Raw genomic sequence first — 15,771 nt, 5'->3', positions numbered from 1 at the left:
ACCTATGGACAAAATATATCGTAATAAGACAGCAATTATTCTGTTTGTTGCACCTGCATTTATTTTATTTACAGCTGTTCTCTTAGTGCCGATTTGCCAGGCACTTTATTATTCTCTTTGTAACTGGAATGCTTTAACCGGTGCTGAATTTACAGGGTTTGATAATTTTAAAAAGTTGTTTACGGAAGATGCCACCATGAGGACAGCCTTAAAGAACTCCATTTTCTTTATGCTGTTTTCTGCTGTCAGTCAGCAATTTATGGGTTTACTGCTGGCTGCACTGCTTACCAATGTGAAGAGAGGTAGAAATCTGTTTAAAAACATCTATTATCTGCCTGCAGTATTATCTTCCGCAGCGCTGGGACTTCTCTGGTCCTTTCTCTTTAACCCGAAGATGGGTATCAATCAACTGCTCAGCCTGATAGGTATAAAAGGGCCTCTTTGGCTGATGGATACGAAAGGGTATATCGTTCTGCCCATGTGGGTAATTGCTTTTGTTGCCCTGTGGCAGTATGTGGGGACTACCATGATGTTATATATGGCGCAGATTGCAGGAATTTCCGGTTCGCTTTATGAGGCGTCTTATATAGACGGTGCCGGCAGGTTCAAAAGTTTTTGCCATGTTACCCTACCTTTAATCAAGCCTATGATAGCCACCTCTCTGTCTCTGAACTGTATTGGTTCCCTGAAATTCTTTGATCTGGTATATAACATGACCCAGGGAGGGCCGAACCATCGGACGGATGTGCTTGCCACCCATCTGTATAACCAGGGGTTTCAATATTTTAAATACGGTTATGCCAGTGCCATAGGGGTTGTGCTTTTGGTCTTATGTATCATTGTAACATTTATTATCAGTAAATGTCTTAAGACAGAAGATTATGAAATGTAGGAGGTTAGCAGGTGAGAAAGTTTAAAGTAAGTTTCCTGTTCATATATATATTTCTTGGACTATTGGCTGTAATCTACATAACACCGTTGTTATGGGTCATATTGGTTTCTTTTAAGACAAATGCGGAAATATTCAGCAGTCCCTTTCAAATCCCAAAGACATTACAATGGGATAATTACAGGGTAGCCTGGACAGCGGGAAAATTAGGACTTGCAACATTAAATTCTGTAATAGTCTGTGTCATTACACTGGCAGCAAGCATGCTTATTGGAGCTATGGCTGCCTTTGCCATCGGGCGTATGAGATGGAAGTTCGCCAATTCAGCTATGGGATATTTTCTCATTGGAATGATGATACCGGTGCATTGTGTGTTAATACCGCTGTTTGTTGCCTTTTCTAGCTGGCGGCTGACGAACAGCCTTCTTTCTTTAATACTCCCCTATGTAACTTTCTCTTTACCGATGACGATCTATATTCTGGTAAATTTCTTCCGTGGTATGCCAGGGGATATGTTTGAAGCGGCTTGTATTGACGGCTGTTCTATTTATGGCAGTTTTTTTAAGATTGCCCTGCCTTTGTCTAAGACAGGTCTGTTTGTTACCGGTCTTATGACCTTTGTAAGTAACTGGAACGAACTTCTCTTAGCAATGGTGTTCATTTCCGATGCAGCCAAGAAAACACTTTCTGTGACGTTAACGTATTTTGTAGGACCTTATTCAACAAACTATACACAGATGTTTGCTGCTATTGTAATAGCTGTGGTTCCCTCCATTCTGGTATATTGCTGTTTCAGCAATCAGATTGTGGAAGGACTAACGGCAGGAGCTGTAAAAGGATAAATAATCATTGAAATAACAATTGGAGTTAGCTATACTTTATATGGATAACTTGAGGTGAGGCGGAAAACTGCTTCTACTTGGCCGGAGGAATGAGGAGCAGCGCTTCCGGCAGCTCCAATGAAGTAGAAAGTATGCAGTAGCAGCACGCAGTAACAAGTATTCTGTAAAAAGTATGCAGCAGTAACTCTACGGTTGGAAAATATTAAATAGAAAGTATTACTAGCAGGAATGCAGTAGCAAATATGTAGTAGAAAATATGTATTAGCAGGAATTAATGGCATAGCGGGGTCCTGAATAAATGAAATTTACAAGGCAGTACTAGGATAAACATGAGCCATAAGGAGTAATACGGATATGAAATTATCACGTGAATTTTATAGACAGGACGGTATAAATCTTGGAAAGGCTCTTCTTGGAAAAGTACTGGTCCATGAATCGGAAGAGGGTATAACCAAAGGGATCATCGTTGAGACAGAAAGTTATATGGGAGTAATCGATGCAGCAGCCCATTCATATAAAGGTAAAAGAGACGGCAGGTGCAATATCCAATACAACGAAGGAGGATATGCCTACATTTTTCTGATATACGGAATGTATAATTGTATGAATATTGTAGCCAATAAAGAAAATATACCGGAGGTGGTACTCCTTCGTGCGCTTGAACCGCTGGAAGGCATTGATATCATGGAAAAAAGAAGAAAAAATACCAAATTCAAAATGCTCCTTAACGGACCCGGTAAATTGTGTCAGGGAATGGGGATTACCAAGGAACATTATGGTCTGGATCTGTGTAACAGTAAATTATACCTTGAAGAACCGAAAAAATCAGAGAAAATCGAAATAGAAACCTCCAAACGGATCAATATTGATTATGCAGGGGAAGCGAAAGATTATCTCTGGCGTTTTACCATTAAGAATAATCCTTATGTATCTGTTAAAGTAAAGTAAACAATTCTGAAAGATTCCTTAAATGGCATAAAATCCCTGTAAGAGATAAGTAGGTTGTTAATAATTTTTTCTCAAAAACTATGGACTAATTTGACTTTTTATGAGAGAATAAGTGCGGTGTTAAAATAATAACATACTGTCTGCTTACAAAAGCATAGAAGGCAGGGGATACAAGCCTGCCTGCAAGGCGGTATTACCGCATTTATGAGGCATTAATAGCCCCATATCCGCGACTAGATAGTAGATACTGCAAAATTGATGTACATTGAAAGGAGTCTAGACATGATTTATTCACATGAAGTAGAAATGATGTGTCCGGTTGCGCAAGGCGTTAACCACGGTGCAGCACCAATCCCTGAAGAAGCAAAATGGGTACAGGCCAGAGAAGTGAAGGATATTTCCGGTTTAACACACGGTGTTGGCTGGTGTGCACCTCAGCAGGGAGCCTGTAAATTGACCCTGAACGTAAAAGACGGTATTATCCAGGAAGCTCTGGTAGAGACCATCGGATGTTCAGGAATGACACATTCAGCAGCTATGGCAGCTGAAATACTTCCCGGAAGAACTGTTTTAGAAGCACTTAACACAGACCTTGTTTGTGATGCTATCAATACAGCTATGAGAGAGCTTTTCTTACAGATCGCTTATGGTAGAACTCAGAGCGCTTTCTCTGAAGGAGGACTTCCAATCGGAGCCGGACTTGAAGACTTAGGAAAAGGTTTAAGAAGCCAGGTTGGTACTATGTATGGTACTTTAAAGAAAGGTCCCCGTTACCTTGAAATGGCAGAAGGCTATGTAACCGGAATCGCTCTGGATGATGAAGATCAGATAATCGGTTATCAGTACGTGAATCTGGGCAAAATGACAGATTTCATCAAAAAAGGTGAAGACCCTACAACCGCTTATGAGAAGTCCAAAGGACAGTATGGACGTGTTGCGGATGCTGTGAAGATCATCGACCCCAGAAAAGAATAACCGAAGGAGGATACATAAAATGGCTTTATTTGAATCATATGAAAGAAGAATAGATAAAATCAATGCTGTATTAAACAGCTATGGAATAGCTTCCATCGAAGAAGCAGAGCAGATTACAAAAGCAGCCGGTCTTGATGTATACAACCAGGTAAAGGGTATTCAGAATATCTGTTTCGAAAATGCCTGTTGGTCTTATATTGTAGGTGCTGCAATCGCTATCAAAAAAGACTGCAGAAAAGCAGCAGATGCTGCCGCTGCAATCGGTGAAGGACTTCAGGCCTTCTGTATCCCCGGTTCTGTTGCTGACCAGAGAAAAGTTGGTTTAGGACACGGTAACTTAGGAAAGATGTTATTAGAAGAAGGCACAGAATGTTTCGCATTCCTTGCTGGTCATGAGTCTTTCGCAGCAGCTGAAGGTGCTATCGGTATCGCACTCTCCGCGAACAAGGTAAGAAAACAGCCTTTAAGAGTTATCTTAAACGGTCTTGGTAAAGATGCAGCTCAGATTATCTCCAGAATCAACGGCTTTACTTTCGTAGAGACACAGATGGATTACTATACAGGAGAGGTGAAGGAAGTATACCGTAAATCCTACTCCAATGGAGACAGAGCAAAAGTTAACTGCTATGGTGCAAACGACGTAACTGAAGGTGTTGCAATCATGCACAAGGAAGGTGTAGACGTTTCCATTACTGGTAACTCCACTAATCCTACAAGATTCCAGCATCCAGTAGCAGGTACTTACAAAAAAGAATGTCTTGAGCAGGGTAAGAAATACTTCTCCGTAGCTTCTGGTGGCGGTACAGGTAGAACACTTCATCCTGATAACATGGCAGCAGGTCCTGCTTCCTATGGTATGACAGATACTATGGGTAGAATGCACTCTGACGCTCAGTTCGCAGGTTCTTCTTCCGTTCCCGCTCACGTTGAGATGATGGGTCTTATCGGAATGGGTAACAATCCTATGGTTGGAGCCACAGTAGCGGTTGCAGTAGCCATTCAGCAGGCTGCTGATGCAGGTAAATTCTAAGGATTTTGCTATTTATTTAAATTTAATATAATCAAGTTTTGTTAAAAACTTGTTCACTGCCCACGGTTTGTCCACTACGGATAGACTGGTGGGCAGTTTTTTTATAGTACGGGATGGGGTTTAGGATTTGAGATTGTATTCTGTAATTGTATTCATAAGATAACCTTATATAATTTTGTCGTTACTTAATTTAAGATTGTAAAAAAAGTAATATTATAAATTATATAATTTGAAGTATTATCCATATAGTGGTATATTTAGACTACATGTATTAGCAATAATGGGAAGTTGGAGAGGTTAAAATTATGTTCAATTTAGACTAATATCATTAATATTAGTGGAGGAGGGAATTAGTGAGTGAATTGCAAGAAGTCTTTAATAATCGTGAAATTGCAGTTGGAATATGGGTTATGCTTGCTGTTGCTATCTCGGTTTTTACAAAACCTGTTCGCCAATTTTTAACATCAGTATTTCCAATATTATTCTGTCGCAAATTTGTTGTATTTTATATTGTCTTTTTAAGCTATTTCGGATTAGTGACATATGGGTTATATGCAATGGGTTTTTGGGATACTTCTTTACTAAAAGATACAATTTTTTGGGTCTTGTTTTTAGAGTTACCGTTATTTATTAAAACAATAGAAAAGGCAAAAGATAACCGTTTCTTTGCACAACTAATAAAAGAAAACATAGCGTTAATTGTTATCATCGAGTTTATACTGAACTTTTGGACATTTGGATTAGTCACGGAGATCATTGCTGTACCAATTACTGTATTTATTGGAATTTTATATGCGATATCAGCAAAAGAAAAAAATCACCAACAAGTTAAACGTTTCTTCGACTGGATTATTGTAATCTTTTGTGTAGTGGTAATCATAAATACTGTTGCGCATATTATCAAAACACCGAATGAAATTATAAATGTGGCTGCATTAAAGGAGCTCTTACTGCCTATTCTATTGCTTCTTCTTAATCTTCCCATTGTATATGGATTAGCACTATACAATACATATGAACAAGTCTTTATACGGGTAAAGGGTAGCAAATCACAAAAGTCAAAGATTAAGTGCAAGATATTTCGATTCGCGGGAGTTTACTTATCCAAAATTACGGCCGTGCGTAATCATTTGGCACAAACCTTAGTGATTAGTTTGACTGAAACAGATATGAAGGCCAATTTAGGTAAACTAGAAAAACGGCTATCAATGCACGTTGGAGAGAATTATATGAAAAGAACACGATTTTATATTATATGGTGCATAATCGGTATGCTTGCTTGTATAATCGGTCTAATACTAAGTAACTCCTATGTACCCCTGAAAGAACTTTTATCCTTTAATTTTACTTTGGATATACACCGCATTAAAGAAATCATTACATACATATGCTCTGCCGGAATTATTGTTTTTTTCTGTTTCTTTATCTATTCTATCGGATTGCGAAAAAAGAAAAAAGAAGAGATATCGCAAGTAAAAAAATATTCTCTTCATAATTTGTTTTACCTAATTAAAAGGCAATACAATATGTTACAAGAATTCCCACCCATTGACGAACCAAAAGAACTTTTTATGCAGTACATAACTACGGCATACGAATTAAAGTTAGAATGTGATAAGTCTATTGCAATATTCGAAAATTTATTAACAACATGGGAACTGGATACAATAAAACAGTTACAGCTATCTACAACCACATTAGCTTACAATGTCGGAATAGATGAAGATGAAATAAATCAATATAATCCCGATAGCTTCAATTCATATTTTGTGGACAAAAAATTGACGGTATCACAAAATGAAAAAATAAATTTTTTCATACATGATGTTCAAAAGGGGATAGAAAAATACACCGAACAGATAAAATTGTGTTTTGAAGAATTTAAGTTTTATATGTAAATTTAACTTTTCATTATGTTTATTAAGGAATGAAAAATATAAGTAATAGACTATTTGATTTTGTCAAAGAAAGTGGTGATAAATATGAATATCAAAGTTGAATTTTTTCAGGATGATTTAATCCAAGCAATAGGTGCAGGCATTTATGCCGTTAGTATTGAGCAAAACAACAAATATAAGGTTCTTTATATCGGTGAGTCAGTTTTTGTTTTAGTACGATGTGCATCACATCTATATGAGTTAAAAAAGAAACCGGAATATTTTGGTTTTACATACAAAACGATTGATAATCCAAGCATAACATTGAAATTCAGTTTAATTGAAAAAAATAGTGATAACATATCCCGAAAAAGAAGAGAACTAGAACTAATTAAGGAAAGAAATCCATTATGTCAAAATTTGATAAGTGATCGCATGAAAAATGTGGAAGATAAAATCAAAGCACTTACACAATTTTTGAATGATAATAAAGAAATTTGCTAGCATAAAATAAGTGCTCTACAAAGAAAAATTCCAAATTTTATAGGGGAGGATATGAACTTCCCATTATATTTATTAGAGATGATAGTATTAAGAAATAGAGATTTGCTGTAGGTGGCGATATGAACTAATGATATATACGTATTTTCGGAGGTGTTATAGTGGCAACTTTTTACTTAATAAGACATGGCGAGGCTGACTATGGTGAATTAATGGAACATCATTTTTTTGGCTTTGGAAGAGACTTAGCCCCATTGTCTGAGAAAGGCATAGCACAAGCAGAGGAAACGGCTAAGGATGAGAGACTAAAAACTGCTGAACTAATTATTTCGTCCCCATATACTAGGGCTTTACAAACAGCTCAGATTATTTCGAGAAACACTAGTATTGTGGTCAAGGTAGAACTTGATTTACATGAATGGCTTCCCGATTTATCAAATAAATATACTACATCTGAAGAAGCTTTTCGCCTAACAGAAGAATTCGTTAAATGTAAAGGTGTTTATCCATTAGGAACTAGAAAGTTATGGGAAACGGTTAACGATATGAGAATAAGGATGAGAAGAGTTGCTGATAAATATGCAGAATATGATAAAGTAATTCTTGTCGGGCATGGGATGTCCTTAAGAACCTTGGCTTATATTGAAGAAATGAAACCAGCCGAAATTGTAGAATGCAAATATGAAATAGGACAGGAACAATGTATCTATTCCTTTTGCTAAGTTCACACTCTTATTGTTATCTTATTTAACAGTTGATAGCGATATCGAAATTCCCATTATATATATAATCTGTCATTATCAAGAAAAAAGAACTACATTTAATTTATATCATATAAAACTTATATTAATGAATGGATAGTGTTTAAGAGGAATGAGTCATGCTTAAGGAAGCACCACTAATAAAGAAACCATAAGCTTAATTGGAAAACAATCGCTTTAAGTCTGACTTTAATTGACTGGTTTTTATCGTCAGACAACAACGCATCAAGAAATTGACTGTTAGTAAGAGATTAGCAAGTAAAATCAAGCAGTCATCGCTCCGTATCATTATAATAAAAGCAGAGCAGTTGAAACGAGGTGAAAGGCCAAATGTACGAATGGCACAGGCAGATTCAAATAATTGTTGATGAAATAGACGAGTGTATTAGACAGCGTCACAATGAGGCACTGACATTGCGGTTTCTATCCCGCAAGCTGGGTTATTCTGAATTTCACACTACCAGAAAATTCAAGGAAATATCGGGTATGCAGTTTCGGGAATATCTTCGGCTTAGAAAACTGGCCTTTGCGCTCAAAGAAGTGAGAGACAGTGATAAAAGCCTTTTGGATCTTGCTTTTGATTATGGCTTTTCATCCCACGAGGCTTTTACAAGAGCTTTTAAGGGAACCTACGGTATAACACCAAGTGAATACCGCAAAAAACCTGAGCCTGTCCTTCTTCGTACAAAAATTACCCCTTTCGACCGCTACTTTTATGGATTTGGAGAGATTGGTATGATAAAATCTAAAGATGATGTTAAAATTTATTTTGTAACCATTCCAGCACATAAGTATCTTCATATTAAGAACTATGAAAGCAATGGATATTGGGATTTTTGGCAAAAGCAAAGTCTGATTCCGGGACAGGATTGCGAAACAATCTGCGGCTTGCTGGATAGTATCAAGGGTAAATTAGATGACGATGGCGGGAGCGAAGTTAACAGCGGCAGCGGCCAGATTATGGCGTACATCAATGACCCGGAGGGCAGGCTCTGCGATTGGGGTATACCGCGTACAGAGTGTTATGGTGTTCGTCTTCCCGCTGATTATCAAGGTGAAGTACCGCCGCAAATGCTTATGATTGATGTTCCTGAAGCCGAGTATATTGTCTTTGAACATGGTCCCTTCGATTACGAACAGGAAAATCGCAGTGTGGAGGAAAAGATAGAAACGGCTATGTCAACCTTTGACTTTGCAGGCACCGGCTATTGTTTTGATACTTCCCCCGGCAGAATAATTTATATGTATCACGATCCGGAACGTTTTTTCAAGTATATCAGACCAGTACGGAAGTAAACGAATTAAATTTGATTCAATCTTTGAAACTAGTATTGATAAGATATCGGTAGAAATTATTGGGATGAGACAAGAATCAATAATAGAATGTGAATATAAACTAACTTACTCAAACTTCGCACATGGATTTTAGCTATGCACCTTGAAAATTCAATACCTGGCAGTAATTAAGTTGTCAATGTTCAGCTCGTTTTACGCTGCTAGTAAGCGTTCCTTTAGTACCGATGGAATCGCACTCATGAATGCATCCGTGAGTTCACAGATTTTTTCGTCTGATAGCTCACAATCATTTACAAGCAGTGCTCTGAACATTTGAAGCATCACTTGAAAGGCCTGAATCCATGTGATATCAGACAATTCGTCAGAAAAGTATAAGAATAACTCACCTAGAGAACGTTCATCCTTTGTTTCCCGATTCTCAACGGATAACATCATATATCTGGTGAAAACAACCGCTACATGGGCAGTCATTGCGTCATAAGAAAGTGAATGACATTCTTTGCTGAGTCTAAGATAACTTTTACAAATTTTAAAGAATACTTCGATATCCCATCGTTTTCCGTAAATGCGGATGATTTCATCCTCATCAATCGTTATGTCGGTGGAGATTATGCAGAGATATTCCTTACGATTGTTTTTATTCCGGACATAAATTACTTTAGCAGGTACGGTTTCTCCGTCTTTGATAACATCTACCATAACAGACAATAGGAATCGCGATTTACCACGACGCTTCTTATTCTGATTATAGATTTTCGGCAAGGATATATCTGTACCATTATAGCGGAAGAACATTTTTGGTGTCCTCTTAACCATCGCCACAACATCATAACCGATTTCCTTCACGGCATGTATTGTGCTAGGGGATGTAAACCAACTATCAAACAGGACATATTTTGCTGGAATGGATGCTATTTTGGCAGATTCCAACAGCTTCAACATGGCTTTCGTACCCTTGGTCATAGAAAGTTTACGACGTTTATATCCCGCTGTTCTTTTATCCAGTATTGCTGCTTCATTGATACGTTTTTTCTGTTTCTCGGAAGTCAGAAGAATGCTGTTAATTGGCAGAAATGTGCTTCCATCTGACCACCCGAGTGTCAGCATACGAAATCCGTAACGGTACGCATGTTTCGCATGGTCATATACTTTAGCAAGAAGTTCTACCTTCTTTGAACGGCTTCGCTCAAACATCGAGTCATCAATAATCAGGACATTTACCCTGTTCTCATCATTCAAAGGAAGAATGGCATCCCTGATGATTCTGGAACAAAGCACCGATGTGAAGCGAATCCAGTTGATATGAATCATCTTCATAAAACGATAGACAGTATCCTTGGCAAAGGTCGGAGTATTTCGTCCTGTCAACATGTTCATATACATGCTTCTATTTGAAAAAATCAAAAGAAATAGATACTGATAAATCTCGGTTACAGGAAATCCTTTCGTTTTATATGCGTTAGCAGCCTTGAGAGCCGATGAAAGATGAAATCTTGTAAAAAACTTTCTGATTGATGCAGAAATCTGGTTATCATTCTGGTTGTTTTGTGTTATACTTTTTGTCATAGCATGAACCTCCGATTGTTTGATTTTGTGTGGTAACTTAATTATAACAAAACCAGCGGTTTCATGCTATTTTTATGCCAGTTATTATTGAATTTTCAAGGTGCATAGGCACTTATTCAAGTGCGAAGTTTGAGTAACTTAATAATACATTTTAAGAGAAAGGTTTCCGTAATACAATTGACATTACAGATTATGGATACTATAATTAAACTAAATAAATAATTTCGGGAGCTTGTGTGCAGGCTGAGAGGAAACAATAGTTTCGACCGTACCTGATTTGGATAATGCCAACGTAGGGAAGTATAACATGGATGAATCGTATTTATGGGATATACCTGCGGGTATATCCCTTTTTTGGCCTTATTTATTTAAAAAATAGAAAGGATAAATTACATATGTCAGTAAAAAAGTTATCATTGGCAGGGGTTTTAACCGCTTTGGGAGTAGTATGCTCAACCTTCTATATTCCTGTTGGTGCCTCCAAGGTTTTTCCAGTGCAGCATTTCCTTAATGTGATTGCCGGAGTAGTGCTGGGGCCGGTATACGCAGTTTCCATGGCTTTTGTTACCTCAGTGGTTCGTAACATCATGGGAACGGGAAGTATCCTGGCTTTCCCCGGGAGCATGTGCGGGGCTTTACTCTGCGGAATACTCTATAAATACACAAAAAAGCTTGGAGCAGCCTTTTTGGGAGAGGTTGTGGGTACCGGAATTCTTGGAGCTCTTTTAGCCTATCCGGTTGCAGCGATGTTTTTATCCGGTAAAGGTGCTATTTACGCTTTCGTAATACCCTTTAGTATCAGTTCCTTCGCCGGTGCAATAATATCCGTCGTACTCCTGTTATCCTTAAGCAGAAGCGGTATATTACAAAAAATTCTTCACAACGAACAACTTTAAAAGCTGAAAATAAGAAAGAAGGTAATAAAAATGAATTATCATACACAGATGGAAGCAGCCAAAAAGAAGATACTTACAAAAGAAATGGAAATAGTGTCTAAAAAGGAAGGGATGAATACTGAACTGCTCATGGAGCGGATTTCTGCAGGACGTATTGTTATTCCAGCTAACAGGCTGCATACTTCGCTGAGCCCGGAAGGAATCGGGGAAGGCTTAAAGACAAAAATAAATGTCAACCTGGGAGTCTCAGGAGATTGCGCGGATTATGAAAAGGAATTTGAAAAAGTCAGGTTTTCCCTGGAGTTTGGTGCAGAGGCTATTATGGATTTAAGCAACTATGGCAAGACCAATACCTTTCGCAGGCAGCTGATTGATTACTCAAAGGCTATGATCGGAACAGTTCCCATGTATGATGCAATAGGTTATCTGGAGAAAGATCTAATGGATATTTCAGCAAAGGATTTTCTGAAGGTGGTGGAAGCACATGCCAAACAGGGTGTGGATTTTATGACCATCCATGCGGGAATCAATAAGAGGGCAGTTGAAATCTTTAAAGCCTCCCACCGTTTGACCAATATCGTATCCAGGGGAGGGTCCCTGTTGTTTGCATGGATGGAGATGACAGGAAATGAGAATCCCTTTTATGAATATTACGATGAAGTCCTGGAGCTGTTAAGAGAATATGATGTTACCATCAGTCTGGGGGATGCGCTCCGTCCGGGAAGCATTCATGACAGTACGGACGCCGGACAGCTGGGAGAATTAATTGAATTGGGGCAGCTGACCTTAAGAGCCTGGGAAAAGGACGTACAGGTACTGGTGGAGGGACCGGGACATATGGCAATAAATGAAATTGCTGCCAATATGACCCTTCAAAAACGTTTATGCCATGGTGCACCGTTTTATGTTCTGGGCCCTTTGGTAACGGATATTGCACCTGGCTATGATCACATTACATCGGCTATCGGAGGTGCCATAGCGGCTGCAAACGGTGCGGATTTTCTCTGCTATGTTACTCCTGCGGAGCACTTAAGGCTTCCGGACCTGTCCGATGTAAAGGAAGGAATCATGGCAGCCAAAATTGCTGCTCATGCGGCGGATATTGCCAAAGGTATACCGGGAGCAAGAGAGCAGGATAACCGGATGAGCGATGCCAGAAGAAGAATTGACTGGGAGGAAATGTTTGCCTGTGCTCTTGATTCAAAGAAAGCCAGGGAATATTTTGAAAGTGCACCGCCATCAGATAAGCACAGCTGTTCCATGTGCGGCAAAATGTGTGCAATGAGAACCACCAACAAAATATTAAACGGAGAAAAGGTAGAAATACTTTAGGACTACTTTTTTAAAGGAAGGAAATAATGGTACATACTATTTTTGAGGGAAGTTTCAGGAAATTACGGGAGAGAGCACCTCATGTACACTGTATCACCAACTATGTTACCGCAAACGACTGCGCTAATATATTGCTGGCCTGTGGTGCATATCCGGTAATGGCAGATTTTTCGGAGGAGGCAGAGGAAATTACGGCAGGCTGTGATGCTCTGGTAATCAATCTGGGAACCTTAAATGACAACAGGCTATCGGCTATGATCAGAGCCGGTAAACAGGCAAATGCACTGCGACTCCCTGTACTTTTGGATCCCGTGGGAGTGGGAGCTTCTGCTTACCGCTTAAAGGCAGCTTTTCGGTTACTGGAGGAAATAGAATTTAGCGTTATCAGAGGAAATGCTTCCGAAATACAGATTTTATATAAAGGAACCGGCAGCTCAAAAGGAGTGGATGCAGTCAAAGAGCACAGCGGGACAGGAAATAATCAAAAGGAAGCCTCTAAGGCAGCAAAAGGACTTGCTGGAAGGACCGGAGCAGTCATTGTTCTTACGGGAGAAACGGATATTCTTGCAGAGAAAGAAAGGGTCTTTTATCTCCGTAACGGACATGAAGCCATGTGTAAAATAGCAGGAACCGGCTGTATGCTTAGTGCTGTTATCGGTGCTTTTTGTGCTGTTTTTCCGGAGGAACCTTTAAGGGCTGCAATTACAGGAGCCGCAGCCATGGGAATAGGCGGAGAAATTGCTTATGAGAAAATCATGGAGAGGAATGAGGGGACGGCTTCCTTGAAAATTCATCTAATGGATTCCATAAGTAACATGGAGGAAGAGATACTGAAAGCACGCGTTCTGCTGAGAGAAGAACAGAAAGGATATTAGATTATGGACAGGCTAAGGGATAAAATGCTTTTATACCTGGTTACAGACAGAACCTGGCTGGGGGAGAAGCAATTGGCAGAGCAGGTAGAAGCTGCCGTCAGAGCGGGAGTAACCATGGTACAGCTGAGAGAGAAAGAACTTTCCTTTGATGCTTTTACCGCAGAAGCTCTGGAAGTAAAAAAAGTGACGGACAGTTACCGGATTCCCCTTATCATAAATGACAGAATTGATGTAGCGGCGGCAGTGGATGCCGCTGGTGTACATCTGGGGCAGAAGGATGGGGATATTACTGAAGCAAGAAGAATCCTCGGAAAGAATAAGATAATCGGTATGTCAGCTCATAATGTCCGTGAGGCAGCAGAAGCAGAGGAAAAAGGGGCGGATTATCTGGGGGCAGGTGCAGTATTTGGTTCTTCTACGAAAACCGATGCAAGTCTGCTGACCTTTGAAACCTTAAAGGACATATGTCATGAGGTAACCATACCGGTGACAGCCATCGGAGGAATCAACAGTAAAAATATTTTCCAATTATCAGGTACCGGTATAAGCAGTGTGGCTGTTATATCTGCGATTCTTGGCAGCAGGGATATTATGCAGGCCGCAGCAAAAATGAAAAGGCTTGCAAAACAGATAATAGCATCTTCTTGATTAGTTAAGGAAGGGAAGGAGACAGACGACTTATGCAAAAAGTACTTACCATTGCAGGTTCCGACTGCAGCGGAGGAGCGGGAATACAGGCAGACTTAAAGACCATTACTGCCCACGGACAATATGGCATGAGTGTAATTACAGCCCTAACGGCACAAAATACCCTTGGTGTTTCCGGGATATATGAAGTCAGTCCTCAGTTTGTAGGGGAACAGTTAAGCCTCATCTGTGAAGACATCTTTCCGGATGCAGTTAAAATTGGAATGCTGTATAATGCAGAAATCATGAAGAGCCTGGCCAGGAAGCTGAAAGAATACCAGTTGAGAAATATCGTATTAGATCCGGTAATGGTCTCCACTAGCGGAAAAAGTCTTTTGAAGGAAGAGGCAGTATCTACCTTAATTGAAGAACTCCTTCCCCTGGCCCATATCTTTACCCCAAATCTGTACGAAGCCTCTGCCGTCAGTGGTATCTGCATCCGGACCAAAAGTGATATGCTGGCTGCTGCACAAAAGATTGGCAGCAGGTATGACGGATATATTTTGATAAAAGGGGGACATCTGCAGGAATGCTGTGACGACCTGCTGTATAAGGAGGGTGAAGTATGCTGGTTCAGGCAGGAGAGAATCAACAATCCAAATACTCACGGAACAGGCTGCACCTTATCCTCAGCCATTGCCTGTAATCTGGCAAAAGGAATGGTAATAAGAGATAGCATTACCGCTGCCAAGGAGTATGTAACCGGTGCAATCAGAGCAAATCTTAAGCTGGGGCAGGGAAACGGACCGCTAAACCATATCTGGAATCTGTCGTTATAGTGTATAATGGCTTGATACACAGTTTTATTCCAAAAGGAAAGCGGATAATGTATAGCCTTAATGATATCACCTTCATAGAGGAATGGATGAATACTCTCCCTGGAAAGTTTCTTCATTTACAAAATTCCTGAGGAACTATATGAAGATCAATTGAATCTAATTTGTGCAGTTTAAATAAGGTGTTTTATATAACAAGATAATTAGTCCAACTTATTATTGAAATTTGCGAAATGAAAAAAATTATAAATGAAAAGATTCAATAAATGAAAAGATTCAATAAAAGAAAAGATTCAATAAATAAAAAGATTTGATAAATGAAAAGATTCAATAAAAGAAAAGATTTGATAAATGAAAAAAATTGATTATCTGTAAAAATACTCATAATTGAAAACAGGTTGCCTGAGAATTTACCAGAAGCTGTATTATAAGCTGCGAGTTTCAGGCAGCCTTTTTTTTGGTTAAGAGGATAAAACGGTATGCATAAAGGTACAACTAAAGAATTCTGGAAGTATGTTAA

General features: G+C 39.1%; 15 protein-coding genes, 1 pseudogene and 1 riboswitch. Of the genes and pseudogenes, 15 read left to right on the top strand and 1 reads right to left on the bottom strand.

Annotated features, from left to right (window positions below; translation table 11 throughout):
* Window positions 1-4 precede the first annotated feature (4 nt).
* From BR73_RS0122545 to BR73_RS0122505, 9 genes are all read left to right on the top strand, one after another.
* Window positions 5-892, top strand: coding sequence for a sugar ABC transporter permease (locus tag BR73_RS0122545; RefSeq protein WP_033168106.1), 888 nt, complete (start codon window positions 5-7; stop codon window positions 890-892).
* An 11-nt stretch (window positions 893-903) separates the two neighbouring features.
* Window positions 904-1,731 (top strand): carbohydrate ABC transporter permease, encoded by an 828-nt coding sequence (locus BR73_RS0122540; protein ID WP_033168105.1) that lies wholly within the window; start codon window positions 904-906, stop codon window positions 1,729-1,731.
* Window positions 1,732-2,085: 354 nt separating this feature from the next.
* Window positions 2,086-2,679, top strand: a complete 594-nt coding sequence (locus BR73_RS0122535; protein WP_033168104.1) for a DNA-3-methyladenine glycosylase — start codon at window positions 2,086-2,088, stop codon at window positions 2,677-2,679.
* Window positions 2,680-2,961: 282 nt separating this feature from the next.
* Window positions 2,962-3,654 (top strand): nitrogen fixation protein NifU, encoded by a 693-nt coding sequence (locus BR73_RS0122530; RefSeq protein ID WP_033168103.1) that lies wholly within the window; start codon window positions 2,962-2,964, stop codon window positions 3,652-3,654.
* Between the two features lie 19 nt (window positions 3,655-3,673).
* Complete coding sequence (locus BR73_RS0122525) at window positions 3,674-4,684, top strand: GGGtGRT protein (RefSeq protein WP_033168102.1); 1,011 nt, start codon at window positions 3,674-3,676, stop codon at window positions 4,682-4,684.
* 353 nt (window positions 4,685-5,037) lie between these two features.
* Window positions 5,038-6,582, top strand: a complete 1,545-nt coding sequence (locus BR73_RS0122520; protein ID WP_033168101.1) for a hypothetical protein — start codon at window positions 5,038-5,040, stop codon at window positions 6,580-6,582.
* Between the two features lie 84 nt (window positions 6,583-6,666).
* Window positions 6,667-7,065 (top strand): hypothetical protein, encoded by a 399-nt coding sequence (locus tag BR73_RS0122515; RefSeq protein WP_033168100.1) that lies wholly within the window; start codon window positions 6,667-6,669, stop codon window positions 7,063-7,065.
* A gap of 158 nt (window positions 7,066-7,223) precedes the next feature.
* Window positions 7,224-7,784 carry a histidine phosphatase family protein gene (locus tag BR73_RS0122510; protein ID WP_033168099.1) on the top strand — a complete coding sequence of 187 codons (561 nt, stop codon included), beginning with the start codon at window positions 7,224-7,226 and terminating at the stop codon, window positions 7,782-7,784.
* 369 nt (window positions 7,785-8,153) lie between these two features.
* A complete protein-coding gene (locus BR73_RS0122505) occupies window positions 8,154-9,119 on the top strand; it encodes a helix-turn-helix transcriptional regulator (RefSeq protein ID WP_033168098.1) in 966 nt (321 codons plus the stop codon).
* 192 nt (window positions 9,120-9,311) lie between these two features.
* Here the strand turns inward: BR73_RS0122505 and BR73_RS0122500 are convergent, their stop codons facing one another.
* Entirely contained in the window at window positions 9,312-10,685 is a 1,374-nt protein-coding gene (locus tag BR73_RS0122500; protein ID WP_033165108.1) for a transposase, read from the bottom strand.
* Window positions 10,686-10,899: 214 nt separating this feature from the next.
* Window positions 10,900-11,001: riboswitch (TPP riboswitch) on the top strand.
* 79 nt (window positions 11,002-11,080) lie between these two features.
* Between BR73_RS0122500 and thiW the strand changes: the two genes are divergently transcribed.
* The 6 genes and pseudogenes from thiW to BR73_RS29520 form a co-directional block, all read left to right on the top strand.
* Window positions 11,081-11,581, top strand: a complete 501-nt coding sequence (gene thiW, locus BR73_RS0122495) for an energy coupling factor transporter S component ThiW (RefSeq protein ID WP_033168860.1) — start codon at window positions 11,081-11,083, stop codon at window positions 11,579-11,581.
* 30 nt (window positions 11,582-11,611) lie between these two features.
* A complete protein-coding gene (gene thiC, locus BR73_RS0122490) occupies window positions 11,612-12,913 on the top strand; it encodes a phosphomethylpyrimidine synthase ThiC (RefSeq protein ID WP_033168097.1) in 1,302 nt (433 codons plus the stop codon).
* Between the two features lie 26 nt (window positions 12,914-12,939).
* Window positions 12,940-13,788, top strand: a complete 849-nt coding sequence (gene thiM / locus BR73_RS0122485; protein WP_051685500.1) for a hydroxyethylthiazole kinase — start codon at window positions 12,940-12,942, stop codon at window positions 13,786-13,788.
* Between the two features lie 3 nt (window positions 13,789-13,791).
* On the top strand, window positions 13,792-14,436 hold the full coding sequence (gene thiE, locus BR73_RS0122480; protein ID WP_033168096.1) for a thiamine phosphate synthase: 645 nt from the start codon (window positions 13,792-13,794) through the stop codon (window positions 14,434-14,436).
* Between the two features lie 32 nt (window positions 14,437-14,468).
* Window positions 14,469-15,254: a bifunctional hydroxymethylpyrimidine kinase/phosphomethylpyrimidine kinase gene (thiD, locus tag BR73_RS0122475; protein ID WP_033168095.1), complete on the top strand. Its 786-nt coding sequence runs from the start codon at window positions 14,469-14,471 to the stop codon at window positions 15,252-15,254.
* Window positions 15,255-15,256: 2 nt separating this feature from the next.
* Window positions 15,257-15,428 (top strand): annotated as a pseudogene (locus BR73_RS29520) (IS30 family transposase); the annotation flags it as partial.
* Window positions 15,429-15,771: the final 343 nt, after the last annotated feature.

Origin of the sequence: Clostridium sp. KNHs205, assembly GCF_000702945.1 — a bacterium.
Classification (GTDB): Bacteria; Bacillota; Clostridia; order Lachnospirales; family Lachnospiraceae; genus Anaerocolumna.
This window is presented reverse-complemented; position numbering and strand designations above follow the sequence as displayed.

What these genes read in the sequence shown, in the direction of transcription:
- BR73_RS0122545 (WP_033168106.1), top strand. Translation starts at nt 5, where the DNA reads ATGGACAAAATATATCGTAATAAGACAGCAATTATTCTGTTTGTTGCA.
- BR73_RS0122535 (WP_033168104.1), top strand. Translation starts at nt 2,086, where the DNA reads ATGAAATTATCACGTGAATTTTATAGACAGGACGGTATAAATCTTGGA.
- BR73_RS0122530 (WP_033168103.1), top strand. Translation starts at nt 2,962, where the DNA reads ATGATTTATTCACATGAAGTAGAAATGATGTGTCCGGTTGCGCAAGGC.
- BR73_RS0122525 (WP_033168102.1), top strand. Translation starts at nt 3,674, where the DNA reads ATGGCTTTATTTGAATCATATGAAAGAAGAATAGATAAAATCAATGCT.
- BR73_RS0122515 (WP_033168100.1), top strand. Translation starts at nt 6,667, where the DNA reads ATGAATATCAAAGTTGAATTTTTTCAGGATGATTTAATCCAAGCAATA.
- BR73_RS0122505 (WP_033168098.1), top strand. Translation starts at nt 8,154, where the DNA reads ATGTACGAATGGCACAGGCAGATTCAAATAATTGTTGATGAAATAGAC.
- BR73_RS0122500 (WP_033165108.1), bottom strand. Translation starts at nt 10,685, where the DNA reads ATGACAAAAAGTATAACACAAAACAACCAGAATGATAACCAGATTTCT.
- thiW (WP_033168860.1), top strand. Translation starts at nt 11,081, where the DNA reads ATGTCAGTAAAAAAGTTATCATTGGCAGGGGTTTTAACCGCTTTGGGA.
- thiC (WP_033168097.1), top strand. Translation starts at nt 11,612, where the DNA reads ATGAATTATCATACACAGATGGAAGCAGCCAAAAAGAAGATACTTACA.
- thiM (WP_051685500.1), top strand. Translation starts at nt 12,940, where the DNA reads ATGGTACATACTATTTTTGAGGGAAGTTTCAGGAAATTACGGGAGAGA.
- thiE (WP_033168096.1), top strand. Translation starts at nt 13,792, where the DNA reads ATGGACAGGCTAAGGGATAAAATGCTTTTATACCTGGTTACAGACAGA.
- thiD (WP_033168095.1), top strand. Translation starts at nt 14,469, where the DNA reads ATGCAAAAAGTACTTACCATTGCAGGTTCCGACTGCAGCGGAGGAGCG.